15 protein-coding genes and 1 tRNA gene are annotated in these 21,391 nt (G+C 35.5%); 3 read left to right on the top strand and 13 right to left on the bottom strand.

Annotation, left to right across the window (positions count from 1 at the left end):
* The 5 genes from AC59GT_RS09860 to AC59GT_RS09880 form a co-directional block, all read right to left on the bottom strand.
* Nucleotides 1-1,941: an AAA family ATPase gene (locus AC59GT_RS09860; RefSeq protein WP_497237483.1), complete on the bottom strand. Its 1,941-nt coding sequence runs from the start codon at nt 1,939-1,941 to the stop codon at nt 1-3.
* Complete coding sequence (locus tag AC59GT_RS09865; protein WP_497237484.1) at nt 1,938-3,254, bottom strand: restriction endonuclease subunit S; 1,317 nt, start codon at nt 3,252-3,254, stop codon at nt 1,938-1,940. Before AC59GT_RS09865 ends, AC59GT_RS09860 begins: the two co-directional genes overlap by 4 nt.
* Nucleotides 3,247-4,860, bottom strand: a complete 1,614-nt coding sequence (locus AC59GT_RS09870; protein ID WP_497237485.1) for an HsdM family class I SAM-dependent methyltransferase — start codon at nt 4,858-4,860, stop codon at nt 3,247-3,249. Before AC59GT_RS09870 ends, AC59GT_RS09865 begins: the two co-directional genes overlap by 8 nt.
* Nucleotides 4,857-7,910 (bottom strand): type I restriction endonuclease subunit R, encoded by a 3,054-nt coding sequence (locus tag AC59GT_RS09875; protein WP_497237486.1) that lies wholly within the window; start codon nt 7,908-7,910, stop codon nt 4,857-4,859. The genes AC59GT_RS09870 and AC59GT_RS09875 overlap by 4 nt, the downstream gene beginning before the upstream one ends.
* A gap of 75 nt (nt 7,911-7,985) precedes the next feature.
* Complete coding sequence (locus AC59GT_RS09880) at nt 7,986-9,056, bottom strand: Fic family protein (RefSeq protein ID WP_497237487.1); 1,071 nt, start codon at nt 9,054-9,056, stop codon at nt 7,986-7,988.
* Between the two features lie 419 nt (nt 9,057-9,475).
* Between AC59GT_RS09880 and AC59GT_RS09885 the strand changes: the two genes are divergently transcribed.
* Genes AC59GT_RS09885 through AC59GT_RS09895 form a run of 3 tightly spaced genes read left to right on the top strand, consistent with a single transcriptional unit; the run spans nt 9,476 to nt 13,834 of the window.
* Complete coding sequence (locus tag AC59GT_RS09885; RefSeq protein ID WP_497237488.1) at nt 9,476-11,491, top strand: reverse transcriptase family protein; 2,016 nt, start codon at nt 9,476-9,478, stop codon at nt 11,489-11,491.
* A complete protein-coding gene (locus tag AC59GT_RS09890; RefSeq protein ID WP_497237489.1) occupies nt 11,491-12,168 on the top strand; it encodes a hypothetical protein in 678 nt (225 codons plus the stop codon). The genes AC59GT_RS09885 and AC59GT_RS09890 overlap by 1 nt, the downstream gene beginning before the upstream one ends.
* Nucleotides 12,146-13,834, top strand: a complete 1,689-nt coding sequence (locus tag AC59GT_RS09895) for a hypothetical protein (protein WP_497237490.1) — start codon at nt 12,146-12,148, stop codon at nt 13,832-13,834. Before AC59GT_RS09890 ends, AC59GT_RS09895 begins: the two co-directional genes overlap by 23 nt.
* A gap of 367 nt (nt 13,835-14,201) precedes the next feature.
* Here AC59GT_RS09895 and AC59GT_RS09900 read toward each other — a convergent pair whose 3' ends face one another.
* The 8 genes from AC59GT_RS09900 to AC59GT_RS09935 form a co-directional block, all read right to left on the bottom strand.
* Nucleotides 14,202-14,654 (bottom strand): helix-turn-helix domain-containing protein, encoded by a 453-nt coding sequence (locus tag AC59GT_RS09900; protein ID WP_345100276.1) that lies wholly within the window; start codon nt 14,652-14,654, stop codon nt 14,202-14,204.
* 2 nt (nt 14,655-14,656) lie between these two features.
* Nucleotides 14,657-14,989: a type II toxin-antitoxin system HigB family toxin gene (locus AC59GT_RS09905; RefSeq protein WP_345100278.1), complete on the bottom strand. Its 333-nt coding sequence runs from the start codon at nt 14,987-14,989 to the stop codon at nt 14,657-14,659.
* A gap of 77 nt (nt 14,990-15,066) precedes the next feature.
* On the bottom strand, nt 15,067-15,576 hold the full coding sequence (locus AC59GT_RS09910) for a hypothetical protein (protein WP_497237491.1): 510 nt from the start codon (nt 15,574-15,576) through the stop codon (nt 15,067-15,069).
* Entirely contained in the window at nt 15,573-16,487 is a 915-nt protein-coding gene (locus AC59GT_RS09915; RefSeq protein ID WP_497237492.1) for a relaxase/mobilization nuclease domain-containing protein, read from the bottom strand. The genes AC59GT_RS09910 and AC59GT_RS09915 overlap by 4 nt, the downstream gene beginning before the upstream one ends.
* Entirely contained in the window at nt 16,462-16,854 is a 393-nt protein-coding gene (locus tag AC59GT_RS09920) for a plasmid mobilization protein (protein ID WP_497237493.1), read from the bottom strand. The genes AC59GT_RS09915 and AC59GT_RS09920 overlap by 26 nt, the downstream gene beginning before the upstream one ends.
* Nucleotides 16,855-16,980: 126 nt before the next feature.
* On the bottom strand, nt 16,981-18,228 hold the full coding sequence (locus AC59GT_RS09925; protein ID WP_497237494.1) for a site-specific integrase: 1,248 nt from the start codon (nt 18,226-18,228) through the stop codon (nt 16,981-16,983).
* Between the two features lie 271 nt (nt 18,229-18,499).
* Nucleotides 18,500-18,573: transfer RNA gene (locus tag AC59GT_RS09930), tRNA-Pro, on the bottom strand.
* A gap of 99 nt (nt 18,574-18,672) precedes the next feature.
* Nucleotides 18,673-21,378 carry a TonB-dependent receptor gene (locus AC59GT_RS09935; protein WP_497237495.1) on the bottom strand — a complete coding sequence of 902 codons (2,706 nt, stop codon included), beginning with the start codon at nt 21,376-21,378 and terminating at the stop codon, nt 18,673-18,675.
* Nucleotides 21,379-21,391: the final 13 nt, after the last annotated feature.

Consider the following 21,391-nt stretch of genomic DNA (forward strand, 5'->3'; position numbering starts at 1 on the left):
TTAAGAAACTTGATAGTCTTTTTCAATTTCATCAATCTTAATTGCCGCATTAGCATGCAACACCCCATCTTTTACATATTCTTTAAGAATGGGAACAATTTCATATTTTACCCTTATATTAAAGTCAAGTGGCTCCAAGACATCCTCATTATTCTCATTTTTTAATTTCTTTTGAATAAAATAGGAATGACCTAACCAAACATCTTTGGGATCGAATTCGGCAGATAGATATGTTGAACTTTTTAACGCTTCCTCATTATTTTCCAAATAATCGTCATAGTTAGTTATAAACAATTCAGCAACTTTTTTGAATAAATCAGCATGGAAAATCATATGATCATTGCTCTCCAATTTTTTAGGCAACACGTCTACAAAAGCAAATCTTCTTCTGATTGCGTAATCTATATGACCAACACTTCTATCTGCCGTGTTCATTGTGCCAATGATATATAAATTTGGCGGGAGAACTAATTTTGTACCTTCTAAATCAGTTTCATAAATACTATCAACCGCTTCGTTTCGATATTCTAAAGCGTAAATTAACTCACCTAAAACTGTCGAGAGGTTAGCTCTGTTAATTTCATCAATAATAATTATGAATTTTTTTAAAGCAATCTTATCATTAGTCTTTTTATATTGATCTAAAGAAATTTGAGATATTAGATTATAAACTCGATAATAATAAGGGTATTTCCCCTTCATCTTGAGATAGCCATCTTCCAAATCACGGATATCAATACTTCTTGATATTTGAATAGGATGTAATTCAATTTTTAATAAATCTGAGAAAAGCAAACGGTATCTAATTTCCATCCGATTTTCAAACGAATAAATAAACCCATCTTCCTCGATTCCGATGATTTTTGCAGTGGTGTCGTCACCCAATGAATACTCACCTTTTTCATCTAATTCATCCCTTACACTATCAGTAAACTTTAGTATTTGATACTTGAACTTTTCTTCCGGGCCGTCGTATACTTTGTTTTTGCTACTTATAAAGTTTTTATTTGCTTCTAATGCAAAAGAAGCAAGAGCTTTATTTTCTGCTTTGTATAAAATCCCGGTTCCGTTTTCATTTGGTTTAGCAGATATTCCTCTTACAAAATCTTCATAGCTGTAAGAGGGATGAAATTGGATGAGTTTATATTGAAATTTAAGAAACTTTTGTAACAAGAAAAAGGCTAACGCTTGGGCACCTCTATCATTGCCGTTTTCAACAGTACCCCAATACTCTTTATCAATAAATTCTTTTATTTTGCTTTTTGTGATTCCTTTTTCTTCAATATCATCGCCAGTTAATATAACCTTATTGGTATCTACGTTTTTAATTACGTAATCTGTATTTCCTTTTACTGATTTGACAATGTCACCAATTTCTAGATTAGTGGTTAAAAAAAGGTCAGAGAGCACCTCATCCTTGAAGAACTGATACACTATTTCTTTAGCTTCTCTTGTTTTTCCAGTTCCTGGAGGACCTTGGAGAATGATTTGCTTCTTATATTCAAGAAGATGTTTGTAATTATTTATAATCGAATTTGCCATTAGCTTTTCTTGATTATCGGATAGTAATTTGTCAATCTTTTCTAAAATTTCGGGTTTGTCAATTCCACAGATTCCTACTTGTGTTTTAAACTTGAATTTTTCACTTTCTAATAAATCTAAAATGTTGCAATCATACACATACATATGTTTGGAATAGTCGATTTGTAAATCTTCAAATTCCTTTTTAAGCTCCGGGAAATTCAATACAGATTTCCTTGAACTCGTAGTTTTCGCAATACCCAAAGCTGTATGTCCATCAGTTAGCAGAACACTAGCATTTTTTTCATAATCCTTGTCCTCCCAACCAATAACTATTTGATATTTAATCAATAAATTATAAAACAAGGGTTTGCCTTTAGTTTTACTTCCCCACCGGTATCCTAATTTCCAATAACTCACCCTGTAGACTCCTTCCTGTATGATTCTTCGGCAAGCAAATCCATCTTTTTTTGAATTTCATCTGAAGCTTTAGCAAATGTTATCTGTCCGTTCATCAGCATTGGTAATAACCAATCTCTTAGCGTTGCTAATTCAGTATTTTGGCTTTCTATAATATTTTGTTTAATAAAAGATGGCTTTAGAATACTTTCGTATCGTTGCAAAATGTTATCAGTGGGCGCAATAACTTTTAAAGAATAAAGGTCATCTTTGGTTATTGAGCCAAAAGTTGTACCATCAACGTTTCTTCTATCAAATACTTGCTTCAGATTTACCAATACTCCATATAAAAAAGTTTCAGCATTGTTTTTACTGTTTAATGAAGCTAGCCCTCTACCAATACAACAGTTCTCTTTTGAAATATTTAGTGTGCCAACCGGTGCCCGTACGCTTAATAATATGTCATTCTTTTTCGCAAATCTTGTAGGTGCAGTTGTAAATTTCCTAATGGTTGGAAATCTATTTCCAAAATCTGTGCATCCTTGATAAAAAACCGTGCCGGTGCCATTTTCATTATAGGTTCCTCCAGGAGGGGATTGCCCCATTGTTATATTGGAAATATTATAAAGTTCTTTGACTTCCCAACCTTTTGGAATCTCTCTTTTTAATTCTTTATTATAAACCATACTACCACCAGATGATTTATAAGGTTTACCTTCTTCATTTGGAAAATCAAACTGCACAAACCAATAGTCATAAATGACTTTTGCCATCTTTTCTAAATAATCATTTATCCTATTGTTGATTTCTATTTTGTTATCTAAAATAGAAAGCACTACGGCGATTTTTTGTTGAAGCGAAATATCTGGCAAATTAAGTTCCAGCCTCTTAAAATTAGAGGTTGCTTGCGCTAGTGCTGGAACACCCACATGGTTTTTAAAAGATAAAAGTTTCTTCTGACCGTACTTTGTATGAAACAAATACACAATGAACTTTGGATCTACCTTTTTATCATTAAATCTTACTCGGAATTGGCTTTGTGAAATGACATATCTATCATATTTTGAATTCTCCGGAATAAATGATATTTGCCCAAGAGTACCTCGATGTGTAATTACAATATCTCCCCTTCTTGCTATTGCTTTTTTAAAAGTTTTTGCTTTTTCTTCACTAACATATTTAAAGGAGTTCTCAGTAAGCTTATAACCAGACAAATTTGAGCCATTTAAAACAGGTACCCCAGCCTCAATAAAATTATCAACTTTAATATCAGACCCAAAGGGGCCCATTGAAATTTCGTCAATTAAAGTAGAAAGTAATTGCTCTTTATTCATACTTCAGTCCCTTCAATTGATTCCTAATTTCAACATCTAACTGATTTCCTTCGGCAAACAAAGCAGCTAATTTGCTTTCAAAAGTTTGTAATTTAAATTCAAATTCATTAGCAGTGATATCTACATAATCAATCTTCACATCAAAATATTGGCCGGCAGAAAACGAATAGTTTTTAGCTTCGATTTCAGCATGACTTACTTGAACAGCAAAATCATCTTCTGTTTTTAGAAGATTAAATGCGTCGATAATTTTTTGTTCTTCTATTGGTGTTAATACAGTGCGTTGATTTTTACCTTCTTTAACTGTTTCACCAAGTTTACTGGCATCTACCAGCATTACTTTATCGCCCTGATGAGCGTTATCTAAAAACAATACAGAAACATTAGTGCCAGTACTCGCAAAAATATTACTCGGCATACTTACCACGCCACGCAGCATATTGCGGTTAACCATTGCCTCCCTTATCTTTTTTTCTATACCGCTTTGCGCTGTAATAAAGCCTGTAGGTACCACAATAGCGGCTTTACCTTTTGCACTTAGGCTAAACATAATGTGCTGTATGAAAAGCAGATAAATTGCCATGCTTTCCTTTTTTGCTTTGGGGACATTGGGTAAACCTGCAAAAAAGCGTTCGTTATTGATTTTACTGTCTAAATCTTTGTGGTAATCAGAGAAATCCAGTTTAAATGGCGGATTAGAAACTATATAGTCGAACTTTTCTTCCCGGTGTTGAGGATGTAAAATAGTGTTGGTTTTTACAATATTGGGGATAGATAGCGAAAGGTTGTTTAGAATTAAGTTTAAACGCAGCATGTTGCTAGACTTCTGCGAAATATCTTCTGAAAAAATACTGCACTTATCTTCGCCAATGGCATGGGCAATATTCATAAGTAGAGTACCGGACCCTGCACTTGGATCATAACAGGTTACGTTATTTACCGGCTCATTTACCATAATTGCTGCCATAATACGGGCTACGGCATGGGGTGTATAATATTCAGCATATTTGCCACCGCTATCGGTGTTGTAATCCTTGATAAGATATTCAAAAATAGTGGCAAAGAAATCGTATTTCTGGCCGAACATATCCTCAAAACTAAATTCGAACAACTTATTAATTAAAGCTCTGCAAAAATCGTCACGCTGTGTACTGTCTGATATAAATTGACTCAACTCATCAAACATTAAATCTTTTGCTCCTGAAGATGATTTCACCGAAAAACGTTCTACGTTTTCGGAACTAATTGCTTTTAAGGTATTATCAAACAGTTTGGAAAAATTGTCTTGATTTTGGTTTTGATATAAATAGCTAATTAAGTAGTCTGGTTTAAAATGTAATTCATTTTCGCCATTTGCCATTAGTAAAAACTCGAAATCATCTTCATTCATGGCATGCAGTGCCTCATAAAAATCATCAGCTTTAGCTAAAACTTCATTGTTTAATTTAGAAGTGTAAGTGAACTTATCGTTTAAAAACTTGTATAAAAAAACTTGCGTAATAATTTTAAATTCGTTGCCGTCGTTACCTAATCCATAATTGGCACAAACATTTTTTAAGCTGTCTATTAATTGTTTGGTCTTGGTGATGTATTGTGTATCTGTCATGCTCTCGCTCCGCTATAATCTTTTAAATATTCTTTAACTATTAGAGTATTGATGTTTTTGGTGGTTGCTGCATCAATGGGTAAGTTTTGTTTCTGTTTAAACTCATTAAAAACCAAACGTAAAAGGTATTGGTTAAAATAGCTTTCGTTCTGCATTAGGTTTTTGTTTTTTAATATATCGTCGTCAGCATTTGATTTCACACCCATTAAAGCCTCGTGTAACTGCGATTCCTTTGCTGAAATACCATTATTTTCTAAAATACGCTTATGTACCCTGACATACTTTTCATCGGCCTCATACTTGGCTGCCAATAAGGCATTTTTTCGGTTTAGCTCTTTTACTTTCTCGTAGATTTGGTTGAGTAGAACAATGTTTTCATTCATTTCTGTTTGCGAAATTTCATCCAAATTTTTCTTTTTAAACATCCGCCCTAACTCTTCTCGTAAATTCACAAACTCAGGATCTGCTGTATCAAAATTTTGCAGTAAAGTTTCGCGCGTTTTGCGCAATTGTTCTTTTAAACGATCGGCTAATACTAATTCATCTTCAGATACCTTACGGAACATGAAAATAACATCTTCCAATGCAATGTTTAAGATATTAGTAGTATCTGGACTAGCCAAAGCCGCTTTATCATTCAGTGCACTTAAATGAGCCTGCGCTTCGCGCTGAAGTTGACTTAACTTAAAAAAGTCAAGCTTAGTTAGCAATTCTTCGTATCCAAATAACCGAATGATGTTTTTTAATTCCTTGGCATTATTTAAAGCTTTTAAAATTTTTATTACATCTTCACGAGATGTGATATCGCTGATTTGTTGTCTGAAAATTTCAGCGTTTTTAGTGTCGAAATGAAATAGCGTTTCCTTGATCTCTAACAAATCACTTTCTATTTCCTCTTTTGACTTAAAAATATCACTGTAAAATTGCATTTCATCGCCCAACTCTTCCTGTAGTTCGTCAAAATACTCACGATTAGTTTTATCGAAGGCGGCCCTGATGTCTGCAAAATCCACCACATAACCATACCTAAATGTTTTATAAGGACGGTTTACTCTGGTTAGTGTCTGCAATAAATTGTGGTCTTTTATTACACGTCCTAGATATAATTTTTTCAATCGTTTGGCATCAAAGCCTGTTAACAACATATTGTAGACAAATAATATGTCTATTTTTCCGTCTTTGTAATCCTCAACCTGGTCTTTGCGTTCTGATTTTGTATTTACATCATGTAATATCAAGGCGGCGGTTAATCGTTTTTGAGGATTTTCTCCGTATGGAACTTCTTCCTCGGCTGCCATTGATAATAATGAAACTTGTTGTACGCCATAAATTGATTCAAAATAATTGAACATTTCTTTGGCTTGTTCCGAACTATCACACACCACCATTGCGCCAACAGTCTTATCTTCCAAGTTTCTAAATGTGTTGAAATCTTTGAGAATATAATCTAACATTGGCTTCACGTACTTTGGGTGCGCAAAAATTTGTCGCCGGTCTAAATCGCCTTTTAAAACATCTATTTCGTTTAAAATTTCTTGAAGCTGTATTTTGTAACTTGTGTCAATGCCTTCGCGGATGAGTTTTAAAGTATATCCATCAGCAATAGAACGGTTATAATAATATTTGTGGATGTAATCTCCAAATAGGCTTTTAGAATATAAATTCTTAGTAATTAGTGGAGTACCTGTCAATCCAATAATAATTGCATTTTTATCAGAATTGACGAGGTTGGCTAAAAAACTACCTCTTGGATTGTAACTACGGTGCACCTCATCTAAAAAGTAAATACGTTGTATATGTAAATTGTATGCTGTATTTTCTATTACAGTGGTATCTTCTGTAAATTTCTGAATGTTGACTACGGTAATTTCGCTTTTACCACTATCGTTGTGTATAGCACCAACGGTTTGGATGTCTTTTATAAAACCTTGGCGAGAATCCACATCTTTTACTGATAAATCTCTACTGGTAAACTCACGGCTAGCTTGTATGGCTAAATCCAACCTATCAACAATAAAATAAAATTTAGGGATAATGCCTTTCTGCTGATATAGATCGGTTAGGTGTTTTACATTATAAAAAGCTAAAGCCGTTTTACCGCTGCCTTGTGTATGCCAAATGATGCCTTTTTTTATGCCTTCGTTTAATTTAGTTTCGATGGCTTTTGTGGCAAATATTTGCGGATAGCGCATAATATGTTTTTCTAACCCCTTGCTTTCATCAACATAAGCCAAAGCATATTTTAAAATAAAAGCCAGCCTATCTTTTTTTAGTAATGATGTTAAGATTCTATTGGTTGGACTATCCGGATTTTTGTTAGTTTTAAATTCTTCGGAATATTTAATGGCATTAAGATTATTATCTTTCAAGATGCTATTTTCAAGCGCCTCATCATCAGGTTTTAAGATTTCCGATAAATTAAATTGCTCTTCTTCCCTAAAGTAGTTAAAATGCAAATCGCTATAAGCGGAAGTAGCGTAATACGCTCCTTGATAGGGCTGTATCTCGTTATCATCATACTCCATATTATTGGAGAAAATCATCATTTGCGTAATGTTGGCAAACCTTCTGAATTTTGGATTTTTATACCTTTTATTGATTCGGTTACGCTCGTCTAAAACCCCATCTTTATTGTTAGGTTTTTTAACCTCTATAAAAACTAAAGGAATTCCATTGATCAGAATTGTAATATCTGGCCTGAATTCTTCGTCACCATTCTTACAAGTTAGTTCTGTTACTACATGAAAACTGTTGTCTTCAAATTTTTTAAAATCAATAAGCTTATAACCAGATTGACTAGTTAATTGACGATAAAAATCTTTTCCTAAATCTTCATAATTGAGTTTAAGCTTCGTATCAGTTAAAATATTATTGATCTCCTGGTCTGTAATTGAGGGATTTATTTTTTTAAGACTGTGGTTAAATATATCTACAAAGATATTTGTGTCAAGATCCCATTGAGATTTTGACAATGAAAGATAAGTATAGCCCAATCGTTCTAAATGTATTAACGCGGGAATTTTAACCCGGGAATTTTCGTTAAATGCCATCAGGAAAATTTCTCGTTGATTTTAATTCAGCTACTTTCTTCATGTTAATTTAGGTAATTTTTTATTTGATATTGTTTACCGCTTTGTTAGCAGGTAGAATAAATCTTCGTTGATGTAATAATTTCCTGTTCCTAGTTTATCTTTTCTTAGCATTTTATCTTTCGCAAGCTTATTCAGGTAGTTTCCGGCGGTTAGTCTAGAAACGCCTAAATCATTTACCAAAAACTCGATTTTAGTATAGGGGTGTTTAAATAAGTTGTTTAACAAGTCTTGACTGTAAAATTTATAATTGTCTCTTAGTTTATGCTTAAAATCCAGCATTAAATCTTTGATTTTGATAATCAATTCTATGGTTTCCCTGGCAGTAATTTCGATTCCTTTTATCATAAACAAGAGCCATTCTTCCCATAAGTTTTCATCTCTTACCTTTTGCAAAAGGCGGTAATAATCAGCTTTATGCTTGATAATATAGTTGCTTAGGTACAATATGGGCAGGTTTTGAAGTCCTTCCAAAATTAAATAGAGTATATTAATAATTCTCCCGGTACGTCCATTTCCATCATAAAATGGATGTATGCTTTCAAATTGAAAATGGATCATTGCCATTTTTATTAATGGGTCGCAATCCTGCATTTCAGTATCATTGATATATTTTTCCAAATTGGACATCAGTTCATTTATTTCTTCGTAGTCCTGTGGTGGTGTATAAATGACTTCACCCGTAACGGCATTTTTAAGGGCAGTTCCGGGAAGTTTTCTAAACCCGGCATTGTTATCTTCTAAAGTTTCCTGAACTTCAATAATAGTTCTGTTGGTTAATAAATTATCCTTTTTAATGAGTTCAAATCCTTTTTTTAATGCCAATATGTAATTCTGCACTTCTTTTGCTTCCAACGATTTGAACGCGTCGAGATTGAGTTCAGATTTATATAAGTCGTCATGTGTGGTAATGATATTTTCAATAGCAGAACTATCTTTTGCTTCTTGAAGTCCTAAAGTGTTTATTAGAATACTTTGATTAGGAATTGTTGAAGCTATCCCTTTCAATTCTGCTAATGCTGCATGTGCGGACGGTAATGCTTTCAACACTTTTACGGTTTCCAATTCAATCGCTAAAGGAAGCTTATCTAATGTCCAGCCTTGCATATGTAAAGAGTTTTAAAAAACGTATACAAACATAATATAATATGTAAAGAAAATAGTAAAATCTTTACATAAGATGGGTGTTGTGTATAGAAAATGAAAGAACGAGTATTATATTAAAGAGATCGCTATCGATAACAAAAGACTGTGAGGCGAGTTGAAATAATGATTATCAATACCAATTATTTTTCATCAAATTAAACGGATTAAATTTTCATTGCGAATTTGTTAATCCTATATTTGATAAATATAGAGCCTACTAAAATTGAATCCGTATGCTGGGTTACCAATTGGTAACCAATGATCGGCATATCAACCAGGTTTATCTTGGGGAAAATGGTTGCTTTTACTATTAGTTATATCATTAAATACTTATTACCTATACATATAGAATTTAGTAGGCTCTTTTATACTTAATTAACTTGAATAATTCCTTTAAAGATTTAAAACCTGAGCAAGTCGAATCAATAAGTGAGCGTTTTAATAACTTAAATTCGCTTAAAGACTTTTATGTTTTATTAATCGACCTCCTTGATATTTTAGAAATTAAAGATGAGGAGAAGGTAATATGTATAAATTGGATAAAACATTTTGTTCGTTTTAAATTCCAAAGATGGTATTCTTATTTCACGATAAAAAAAGCTTCTGGAAAAGACCGAATTATTCACTCGCCAAATGATGATTTAAAATTCATACAACGACTGCTAAATGTATTATTAAATGCAGTGTTCGTTGCGCATCCTCATTCTTTCGGCTTCAAAAAATCAAGTTCTATACGTGATAACGCGTTACTACATGTTAATTATAATTATGTTTTCAATATTGATTTAGTTGATTTTTTTTCCACTATCGATTCCGAGCGCATAATAAAAGCTCTTAAACAATCGCCATTTCATTTAAATGGCAAGAGAGCACATTTGGCCGACCATCTTAGTCACCTAACTTGCATCCGACTGAAAAAACCTTACTCCGAGGATAATGTAACAAAACTAAAGAGCGAAAACGTATTACCGCAGGGAGCACCAACATCCCCAATTATTTCGAATATAGTTTGCTATGAGATGGACCAGCAACTCCTTGAGTTGGCTTCAAAGTTTAAAATAAATTATTCGCGATACGCTGATGATATTACGTTTTCGTCTAACAGAAACCTGTATCAAGACGAATCAAAGTTTCGGGTTTTGTTAGAGAGCATTATAAATAAGCACGGATTTTCCATAAATGCGAATAAAACAAGACTACAAAAAAAACATTCCCGACAAACTGTTACAGGACTTGTCGTTAATGAAAAAACTAATGTCAACCGTAAATACATTCGATCATTACGAATGTATTTACACTATTGGGAAAGATACGGCTATCCAAAGGCAGAGTTACTCTATAATTATGATTCCAATGCTGAATTATTTTTTGGAGAAACAGAAAGTCTTTTTGATCTGATCAAAGGCAGAATCGATTTCTTAAAAATGGTTAAAGGTGGTGATGACAAAGTTTATAAGGATTTTAAGAAAAGATGGAATAGATTAACAAATCCCAACAGTCGTACTATTGAATTCAGAGAAGAGTATTTCAACACACATAAGCCAAAAGATGTGGCTAATTTCTTACGCTTGTTTCAGGACAGTGCTGGGCTAAAATATTTAACTCACGATTTCGATATACCTGGGGCAAAATTTAGCTATGAAAAGATCATAGACACTGCCAATAAAGAATTTAATACAGGTTTTACTCAATATGCAATCACCCGATCACTTTACGCAAGAGTAAAACAATTTGCTTTTACTGAACGCCCAAGTTGGTGGAGATGGATAAAGGGCGAAAAACGTACCTTTAAAATGGGTTGGAAATCAGAAAAAATCAGGGAGTGGATCGACGAAAACCCAGGTGTTCATCCAATTCGTTTTAAAATATTTCGGGATGAATTGATTTCTCCTTTCAAGGACAGTATTCAAGTCCGTGCTCCAAAATTTAAAGGATTGATAGAAGACAGTATCAAAGAGAAGTTTCATGATTACAAATCCGAATTCAAAATCTCTTTCAACAACCTTGAAACTGCTGAATTTTACACCGATGTAGATATTATATTAGGTGGTATTAGACATTTATTTGATGGAATTATTGAACGCCTTTCACTGTCAAACGAGATTGTTATAGGTTTTAAAAGACTGGCTATAAATGAGCATGTTTTCAAAGTTGTCGACATTACCCACATAAATTCACGTTGTTACAAAGAAGCTAAAATCAAAGATTTGTTAAATGGCAATTTTATAGAAGCCAAAAAGGCTTTTCAAGGTCTTTGCAATTGGTCTATCACTGCCGAGTTTGCAGATGGGAACTATAAATTGAATATGTTAGATGATAGTGATCAACACACTGAACGAATACCTGTTACACCTGAACAAATCACTGGCTTTACTCACTCCCTATACTTTTACTGATGATTTATTTAATTGATGATAACCGACGGGAACAACAAAAAGAATACGATTGCGATTTTTTAACCGCAAATGATTTCTCTAGCTTTCTTACCGTGATTTATAAGATATCAGTCGGAACTGATTTAAGTCATTTTAAAAATGCTACTTGCATCTTAATTCATAACTCCTTTCCTGATTTTAATGCCGCGGGAGAAGTAATTACCGCAAAAACGGCAATCTATGAATCTATTTTATCTATTGCCGGACAAAACAATGTACCAGTTGTGATATTTACAAATAGTATTTTAGACCTTGATTATAACAAGGGTGACGCTACAGGTTTAATACGGATAAATAAACGCCTATTTTACACCAATTTAAAGGATTATCTCTCTTACTACAAAGAAACAGGTAAGTCCGAACTTAAGATCTTGACCTTTGGCAAGAATTTTATTGCACAAGACCTATCATCATTATCTAGTAAGATCTCGGCTTTAATCAGCACGTATGACATTAAAGATAAATTACACGAAATAAAGACATTGGCTATCGATTTCGCTGATTTAGCCAAATCATCAACTGGAGTTATGGCAAAGTTCGAAGCAATGTCTAACGGAGCGCTTCCACAAAGCTTCTTAAACTATTTAGAAAAAATCATACAATCAATCCTTAGACATGGGCGAAATATATATAATTAATGATCAGGCAAATACCTTTACTAAAAAGATCATATCAGAGTTAAAAGTCAAGTCCCTGGATTATCATGAACTTACCGACGAAATAGAAACAGATGGGTTCGTCGTAACTCGATTTCAAAGAAATAAAATAGACAAAATTATTATCCCTGTATCGTTAGGTGAAACACCCAACAATCAAATGGGATTTAAATTAGGTTTGCATATCAGGTTATCTAACGAAATAAATGATGATTATCTAATTCCGATTATTTTCATTTCCGACAAGTCATTAGAAACGCTATTGTTAGCTCGTAATGAAAAATATCCACTCCTTGCTGTTACCGAAGGTTGTTTATTATGCCCTGAAGACCTTGATGAAATTAGTGCGAATCTTGATGCTGCACAACCATTGAGAAAACAAGGCTATTTAAATGTTCTTAATAACCTGATTATAAACAAACCAGAAAATATGGGTCCTCATTCCTTAGCTAACGAATGGGGCGTTTATCAATTAGATCGGGTTACTAAACTGAATAGTTTAACTACGACTACCCCAGCTTATTTGAAGTCAAAATCTCTTTTTTTTAAATATTTACGCGCCAAAAACAATGCAACGGCAGCAGCACTAATAAGACAGGCCGTGCATAGTTTACACTCAACTGCCGCGACAACTTCCACTTCCGGTCCAAATACATTAGATGCAATTGGGAAAAGGATTCTTTATATAGATGATGAAGGCTTTAAAGGATGGACTAGCGCATTATCTAAAATATTTAAAGGTGGTACTGTTAAATCAATTACTGGAGATGGATTATCAGAAATTGAATTTTTTAAAAGTATTGACGAGGAAATTAAAAAAGACTGGGATCTTATATTGTTAGATTTAAGATTATTACCCTTAAAAGAAGATATAGCCAGTATTATATTACCAATTAATCAATATAGCGGGACAAAAATTTTACGGGATATAAAGAACTTGAATGAAGGCACTCAGGTAATAATATTCACAGCCTCTAATAAAGCATGGAATATGAAGCAATTGTTAGATTTGAAGGCAGATGGATATTATGTTAAAGAATCACCGGAATATCTTATACCGGATGATCTAAGTCTTAAGAATTATGAGATTTTTAAAGAGCAGGTAAAATCTTGTTTTGACAAAATTTATCTTAAAAATATTTTCATAGCTCACACGAATGCAATTTTGCAAACTGCATTTACCGATACAGATTTCATGAATTTTTCTGAAGTAGGCTTAAAGCGCTCATTTGAGCTGTTAAGATTGGGTTTATTTGAGGCCGCTTATATTAACTATTTTCAAATTATTGAAAATTACTCCGAAGTTGTATTTAATTCTAGCACGAATAGCATCGTAAATTTAGCTGGTGTTACCATCAGCACAAGAACAGGAAACACGAATCACATGACGTTTTATCCTGATGCGGTCAACGGAAATTATTTACAAAAAAGTGATAATACCAATCGGGCAACGCCATATAAAGCTTTGGCAAAGCTGTCTTTCATAATGGCCTTTAAGTTCAATAAAGACGATACATTTTTGAAAGAGGTTGGTACTCTTGTCAAAATAAGAAATGACATCGCGCATACAGGAACAAGTACATTATTAGTCGTAAACAAATTTTTTGATTTGATAGGCATTATTCATGAATTTCGAGCTAATCTATAAGCTCTGTTATTATTTGACTATTAACTGAATATTATAACATACCATCCCATTTTCAACGCTTAAGCAACCAAAAGCGAAAACAACGGAAGCTGTCAAGGGTGAGTGCCGGCCTTAAAAAACAAATACTGGGCACTCATTTATATACCCTTTACTGCTTTCGTTGTGCAGGCTATCTTTGCGTCTTGCGGTGAGAATATGATGAAATAATTAACCAAGTCTTCGTAGGTATGCCGAGGTACGAGGCATTTCTGCGTTGTTCAGCGAGGCTGGTGACGAAATGGAACCCTGCGCGATAGCGCATGGTACAATGTAGGAACCTGCCGCAACGATTATAGCAGTCCTCTATTATTTGCCATAACGCTTTAAATTAATGTTTAGCTGCGTGAATTTGCTTAGAAGTATTTATCAAGCCTGGATTAGTGTAAGTATCAGCAGTAGGTATCAACTTATAGTGCCTGTTAAATGCTTCCTGTCTAACTTTGAAATAATCAGCCAGTTTTCTAATAACTTCTTTAGACAGTCCTTTTTTATAATTTAAGATATCAGATACATAACCTTTACTGATGCCCAGTATTTCAACTAAATGCTGTGGTTTCAAATGATGATCCTGCATAAAGGAGCGCAGCAAGGTAATAGGATCACTTTCATTAAACGTGTTATTTTCTTCATCGAATTTCTCGATCAATAACGTTAGCAAATCAACTTCATCCTGTATTGCATTGTTAATAGCACCAGAGAGCAAGCTTTCCAATTGATTACAATAGTCCTCATATTGGTTCTTGTCTTTTATGACGGTATATTTTAAAACTGTTGTTTCCATCTTCAATAAAGATTAATTGTAAACTGTTCACCTTGTTTGCAAACTTTATCATATTCCGCGTGAGTTCCCATCCAGCAAACAAAAAGATGCACCTGCTTTATTCCGAACACATATTTGCAGATCATCCGGTAATTATTGCCGCCAATATCAAATACCACTCTGTTGCTGCTTTTCCCTAACAGATCAGCAGTGTTATAAGTAAATTTCATATCGCCGGGCTGTTGCCAGTCGGCAAGCTTTAACTTTTCAGTCCAGTCTTCCAATGAAGATTTACTACGAGGTTGAAGCTTCGCAAACTCTTCAAGCGTTTGTTTTTTAATCAGATGAATTTTCATCTTATGCAAATTTAAATAAAAGTTCACAAAAAGAGAACTTTTAAAATGAAATATTTATTCTTTGTTTTTGCTAAGGATTATTGGTTGGCTTTTTCCCAAGCTTCATCCATTCGTTTTTTTACTAACTTACTATCTGCATGGTTATCCATATAATTCCATGCTTTGACATATTGATAAGCCTGTTGATTGTATTCTTTCATTCTCCAAACGTCTAATCCTTTTTGTGCCAAAGCAAATAAGAAGACTAATCCCATTAACAGTATTCCCCAAGGAATAAGGCGACCGAAAACAATTTTATAATATTGGCCCTGGTTGGTTTCCGGAAATAACAGGAAACGATATTGCTTTACAGGCTGCTTTGTTAAATTCAATTGTTTGATCTGTTGTGATAGCTTGTCAAGCTGTACATTGCCACTGTTTTGCTTGAGTTCCTGAAGCTGACCGCTTATATCACACAACTCCTTTTTATAGTCAGGTATCCTTATTTCAGGAATTTTAACTTCTTTCTTTTCATAACCGTTAATGGTCACGATCACTTGTTGCAATACTTCCTCTATTGCTTCAAGCTTTTCAAGTGTATCATTCATATCCTTCTTCCTTTCTTAAGTTTACGTTTTGCTCTTATTAACTCAAATGGTGTTTGGGCGTCCTGTTCGTGGTCGGGTTCCAACAGTTTGCCTAATAAAGATGCTCCGTGAGTATCACTAAATGAGTTTCGGTTAGGAAGTGTTGTGTCGTTTACTGACGCAATCTGTTGCCGCTGCCCATGTTGTTTATTAAACTCAATAAGCTGATTTAATTTGCCGTAGCTTAAACTCCGGTCTATTTCAGAACCTTTGAATTTAGTAATGCCCTTACTAAAGCTGATTCCTTGCACAGTGTCAGTTCCGCTTAAATACTTATAATGAGTTTGTATCCCTTGCTTAAGAAGTGCTGCTTCCAATTGCTGCCAGTTTTGCGAAACTTTAGCTATCGCTTTGATGGCATCATACATTTCATATTTGATTTGATCTGAACCCTTAAGGCGCTGCCCGTTTACCTGGGCTTTACCTTCCGCTAAATGGTAACCATATTTCAAGGTAATCTCCTTGCAAACCTTCGCATTAACTACTTTCTGGTAACGGTCGGTAATCGTCTGCCCATTGTTACCAACCCGGTTGTAAACAAGATGTAAATGCGGATGCTGCCTGTCTGTATGCTGCACTATTAGATATTGCGTATCTCTGATTTTCATTTTGTGCATATACTCCTTTGCCCGCTCAACCATGATCGCATCATTAAGCTTCGCTTTATCTTCGGCACTCCAACTTAAAACGATATGGCCGACAGCTTGCCCTAAGTTTGGATTTAGCTTTCGCTGGAAATTAAAGTCGCTGGTAATATCCTTAACGCTCGTTGTACGCACGCCGCTTGCATCCAATATGATTGCTTCATCCCGCTGCAAATTGTAGGCTATGCACCCTGCAAAGCTTCTACCTGTAATCACTTTCCCTATCATCGCCAATTATTTTTTTAAGCAACTCATTTATTTCAGCCATTAGCAACCTGCAATTTCTCTGGACGCTAAGCAACCCGTTTAAGTGAGCCAGGTGTGTGAGCTGGTTAAGGTTATTTGCCATACCCGCCAACACGCGCATATCGCCCGCCTCCTCAGTGGTCAACCGGGATACGACTTTCGCCTTTTGTGCCGACTTCCTGAAAAAATCGCTGATTGAAGTTCCGGCGTTTTTGGCTTTCGTGGCAATAGTAAATTGCTCTAAATCCGTTAACCTTATCATATAAATATGGCACCGTTTTATTTTCTTTTGTGGTCTTCCGCCTTTGCTTCGGATCACTTTTTCTGTTTTAATTTTTTGCTCTTCCATCACTGCCTCCTTTGAATTCCTTTCGATTTTTCCTTCTGCAACCAACGGGCGCGGAAGGCAAGTTTGCCGTTTAGCCGCTTAGGCGAAACGAGTTTTTGTATAGCAAAAACACAAACTTGCTCTTAACTATCGGTTATGCCTGTTCAGGCGTTCTCTTAAGATTTTCATATCAGTACTAACCTTCTTTTTCTTGACCTTAGAATAGATCTGGGTTGTCCGAATGCTCGAATGTCCAAGCATTTTAGACACACTTTCCATGGGTACGCCATTCTCCAAAGTCACGGTAGTCGCAAACGTATGCCTTGCGATATGATAGGTTAAAGCGAAATTCAGGTTAGCCATTTTGCTGATAACTTTAAGGTAGCGATTGGTAGCCTGGTTTGAATAGATAGGAAAGACGGTACCGGTGTAAGATGCCATTGGATGACCTTTATATTTTTTGATGAGTTCGATGGCTTCCGGCAACAATAAAACATAGAATTTCTTGCCGGAAAAATTGGCTGTTTTCTGCCTCACCATTTCAATCCACTTTTCGCCTTCTATATCGGTTACTAAGTGTTCACTACTCAAGTTGCATACATCGGCAAAAGCCAAGCCTGTATAACAGCTAAAAACAAAAGTGTCTCTTACTATCTCTTGCCCATGAATATCGAAATTCAAAGCTTTGATAGTTTCCAATTCCTCCAATTCCAAACACTGCCTATCCTTGTGGATCATGTGACGCTCGAAACGAAGAAAGGGGTCTTTGACTATCCAGTCGTTCTTCAGTGCTATGTTGATCATCTTACGTAGCCGCTCGATGTGTTTCATTACGGTGTTATTGTTACAAGGTCGCTGGCCTTTATCCGGTTCCCGTTGACGTAAGTAAATTTCAAAGTCTATGATGAACTTGTAATCTAATTGGGATAAATAGATATCCGTCCGCTTTTTCCGTTTGATTATAAACTCCTTCACATACCGCTCGGTACTATAGTAGTTTTTCATCGTGCCTGGCTCCAGTAGCTTTTTGACCTCTGTGTTATGATAGTTCATTAGAAAAAGCAAAGTAGTTTGCTCTTCCTCGCCACCGCTTTCCAGAAAAGTTTTGATGCTATCTGCAGTTAGAACTTCTTTATTGTAGCGCAAGGTATCATAAGCGGAGTTAACCTCGGTGCGTGTCTGCCGGATCTTCTCCTGTATCTCTTTTAATTCCTTATCGGCTCCAATTACTTTTTGAAACTTGTGATCCCAGGATATTAACTTGAGGCGGCGTTTCAAAGAAATGTCGACGAACTTCTTGTTAATGGTGATTCGCACATACAAGGGGGCGATCCCTTTGCTTGCTTTATCCTTTTTTAGAAAAAAAAGGATACTGAATGAATTTGTTGTTTTCATACGCGGTTTTACTTATTTGATATTATCCCCGTCGACGCAAATACATTTTGCGATAAACGGATTAAAACACGAAATCAGTTACAAGCAACCACGGGTTGCGAGTAAAAACGCATTGAACAATTTTACAAATTAAAAAGAGGGTGCGATATAGGGCATGTAGAAGTTTGTATTAATATGGATTACTTTGAACTATAATTTTGCAAAATCCATAAAAAAACCCTCTAAATCATACAATTTAGAGGGTTTTGATACAACTTGGTATCGCTTGTTGTCGGGATGGCAGGATTCGAACCTGCGGCCTCCACATCCCAAATGTGGCGCGATACCGGGCTACGCTACATCCCGAAAGGGAATGCAAAGGTAGCTTTTTTAGCAAGAGGTGCAAATTTTTTATTCATATTTTTACGTAGTTACATTAAACACGCTGATTAGCAGAAATATAATTTATTTTTCTTTAACATCAATATAAAACTCTTGCCTCAACAACTTGCCATTAATGTTTATTCCCTCGGCCACTATCCGGTAAGTGGCAGGTTCATCAGCTGTATAAAACGAAAGCTTGGCGTTGCCAGCTGCGTTAGTTACTAAATTAGGTTGCCAAAATATAGTTGAACGTTGGTCATTGTATTTGTTGTCGGCTTTTGGCTTGTCATACAAAGGGGTATAAAATTCTTTATCTTCAGCATATCCGGGTAATTTAATTCTTGCTAGTCCGGGCTGCTGCATGCGCTGCAAATCACCACTTCCCTTTTTTAAAGTGACCACCACTACCCCCCAGTAACCTTCGGTACCATAAATAGCAGCACCAACGCCTGGCTTTAGTATCTCTATACCTTCAACATCATAAGGTGAAATTTGCATTAACACATCAAAGCCAACCTGCACACCATCAAGAACTATTAGCATTGGACTACCCCCTGCTTTAGTAAGCGAGATTGTTCTTCCTATAGAATATATGCCATTTCCTTTTACCTGTATACCCGGCAAACCGTAAAAAGCATGTACCAGCTGCGGGTACATTGCAATTCTATCCTTTTTAATAACAATGTCTGCATACGCATTGCCCAATTTGCTGGAACCTGCAACAGAGTTTTTTTGCAGATATGACCGGTCTTTAACCTTTACCTCGTTTAGTACTATTACCTTATCACTAAGCATACTACTGGTCTCTTGCGTTTTTTTGATATTTTGCAAAAAACTTACTAAGCCACTATTCGATAATAAGGTAGCGTCGTAATCCATCGGGGCTATTAAATTACCTAGTCTATCTAAAGTTATTTTCACATTATCAGTATTCTTAGCGTTTTTGGCCCGTATCACTAATGATGAGGTTCCTACAAAATCCAGGTTCTCAAAAATGAACTTTCCGTCAGCGTCAGTAGTGGTATCCATCAAAACAATCCCGTCAGAGGTATTACCGTACAACGTTACCTTACCATTAGCTATAGGCTTGTCATTTAGCGTGGTCATTTTACCGGTAATATCTAAGCTTTGCTGCGGCTGGTAAATTAGAGGCTTAGAATTATAGGCGGTTAAATCCGTCCACTTAAACCTTCGCCAACCTTGTGTAAGCAGCAAATTATCAAGATGACGGGTTTTTTCGGCAGATCCCTCAGCAAAATAATAATTAGGGTTTTCTACGTATCCCTTAATGTCAGAAGTAAGTAGAAGACTGGCGTATATGCTTGCTTCTGTGCTATCAACAGCAACCTTTGCTACATTTGTAACAGCGATAGATAAATTAGACTCTGCAGGACGTCCTGCTGCATCCTCAACCGAAACCACCATATTCACTTGTTCACGTTTACCATAAAATGGCTTATCGAAGTTAACCTTCATTCTGAGATGATCATGATGATTAATAAAAATCAACCGCTCGGCAAGTGGCTGAGCATTAGTTGATAACAATGTAAATACCACCAAGCCAGTACCAAACTTACTTTCAGGTATATGTGCGTTAATAACCGGCTGATTTAGGTTGATTTTAGTTGCATACTTAACTACCCCATTTTGCTGTGCTATTAAGGCTACCTCTTCGCCCATCAACAAATTGCTTGATGCAACCTGTACGCCAACACTATCAGTTAAATGATTAATGCTAAGCACGTACCCTTGTGCATCTACAGAAGGTAAGGGGTAACGGATCACTCCGCCGCTTCTATCATCTATTATTGCAGTATATACATTACCTGCTACTGGTTGCAATGCAAATATGCCCATTCCGGCATGAGCCGTTGTAAATTCAGCTACAATCTTATTATGATTATCAACAACCTTCCCATTTATTTCCCCACTTAATCCTTTGGGAGAAAGTACTTTAAAAGCAACTTTTGATCGTAACCCAGCTACCAACCGGCCACCTTCCGGAAAAAACTGCACATCCAACTTCCCCTTTAAGGTTTTGATAGGGAAAGACTGGGTAATGGTATTTCCATTTGCCAGCTTAATGTTGGTGCGCAATATCAAGCCGTCAATTGTTTTCCAATTCTTGGCTTTTATATTAACAAACGCATCACCAGTGCCGCTGGTAATTACATTCCCGTTGGATATTGTTTTATTCTGGTTCACCAAAGAGTAGGTAAACGGTTTACCTGCTAATGGCGATTTGTTTTCAGATCCGGAAAACTTTATGTTGACGCGAAAACCATCTTCTGAAATGGAATCGAATTTTGCATCAGCAATAGCATTTAGCTGTTCATGTGCATTGCCAATCCAGATGTTTTTTGAGAAGATAAACTTAGTATCAAAGTTCTGCATCCAGTGTGTGTACGCGTTGATACGATATCTTCCTGTATTAAAAGTTGAGTCAGACAGGTTTATTACACCATTACTTAAGCCATTTGCCAATTGTAAAGCAACTGTTTTCCGAATCGAATCACTATCATCAACAATGTCAATGTATAATACTTTACTTAAAGCCGAAAGCTCATTGTTCTCTGCATTAACAACGTACGCTTTTATCCAGACATCGTCGCCGATGGCGTAATAAGGTTTATCTGTATGTAAATGCACCTTTTCCTGAGGATAACTAGTCCTGATAACATCCAGTTTGTATAATAATGCGGTTAGCCAATCCTCATCCGACGCAGCGGAAGCAAGTAGTATAAAACAGATAGCAGAGAGTAAATAAGTATATATCTTTCTTATCATAGCGTGGTGTCAA

Source organism: Mucilaginibacter sp. 320_HR, from assembly GCF_059691875.1.

Excerpts from the sequence above, each read along its gene's own strand:
- AC59GT_RS09865 (WP_497237484.1), bottom strand. The coding sequence starts at position 3,254 with ATGAATAAAGAGCAATTACTTTCTACTTTAATTGACGAAATTTCAATG.
- AC59GT_RS09870 (WP_497237485.1), bottom strand. The coding sequence starts at position 4,860 with ATGACAGATACACAATACATCACCAAGACCAAACAATTAATAGACAGC.
- AC59GT_RS09875 (WP_497237486.1), bottom strand. The coding sequence starts at position 7,910 with ATGGCATTTAACGAAAATTCCCGGGTTAAAATTCCCGCGTTAATACAT.
- AC59GT_RS09880 (WP_497237487.1), bottom strand. The coding sequence starts at position 9,056 with ATGCAAGGCTGGACATTAGATAAGCTTCCTTTAGCGATTGAATTGGAA.
- AC59GT_RS09890 (WP_497237489.1), top strand. The coding sequence starts at position 11,491 with ATGATTTATTTAATTGATGATAACCGACGGGAACAACAAAAAGAATAC.
- AC59GT_RS09895 (WP_497237490.1), top strand. The coding sequence starts at position 12,146 with ATGGGCGAAATATATATAATTAATGATCAGGCAAATACCTTTACTAAA.
- AC59GT_RS09900 (WP_345100276.1), bottom strand. The coding sequence starts at position 14,654 with ATGGAAACAACAGTTTTAAAATATACCGTCATAAAAGACAAGAACCAA.
- AC59GT_RS09905 (WP_345100278.1), bottom strand. The coding sequence starts at position 14,989 with ATGAAAATTCATCTGATTAAAAAACAAACGCTTGAAGAGTTTGCGAAG.
- AC59GT_RS09910 (WP_497237491.1), bottom strand. The coding sequence starts at position 15,576 with ATGAATGATACACTTGAAAAGCTTGAAGCAATAGAGGAAGTATTGCAA.
- AC59GT_RS09915 (WP_497237492.1), bottom strand. The coding sequence starts at position 16,487 with ATGATAGGGAAAGTGATTACAGGTAGAAGCTTTGCAGGGTGCATAGCC.
- AC59GT_RS09920 (WP_497237493.1), bottom strand. The coding sequence starts at position 16,854 with ATGGAAGAGCAAAAAATTAAAACAGAAAAAGTGATCCGAAGCAAAGGC.
- AC59GT_RS09925 (WP_497237494.1), bottom strand. The coding sequence starts at position 18,228 with ATGAAAACAACAAATTCATTCAGTATCCTTTTTTTTCTAAAAAAGGAT.
- AC59GT_RS09935 (WP_497237495.1), bottom strand. The coding sequence starts at position 21,378 with ATGATAAGAAAGATATATACTTATTTACTCTCTGCTATCTGTTTTATA.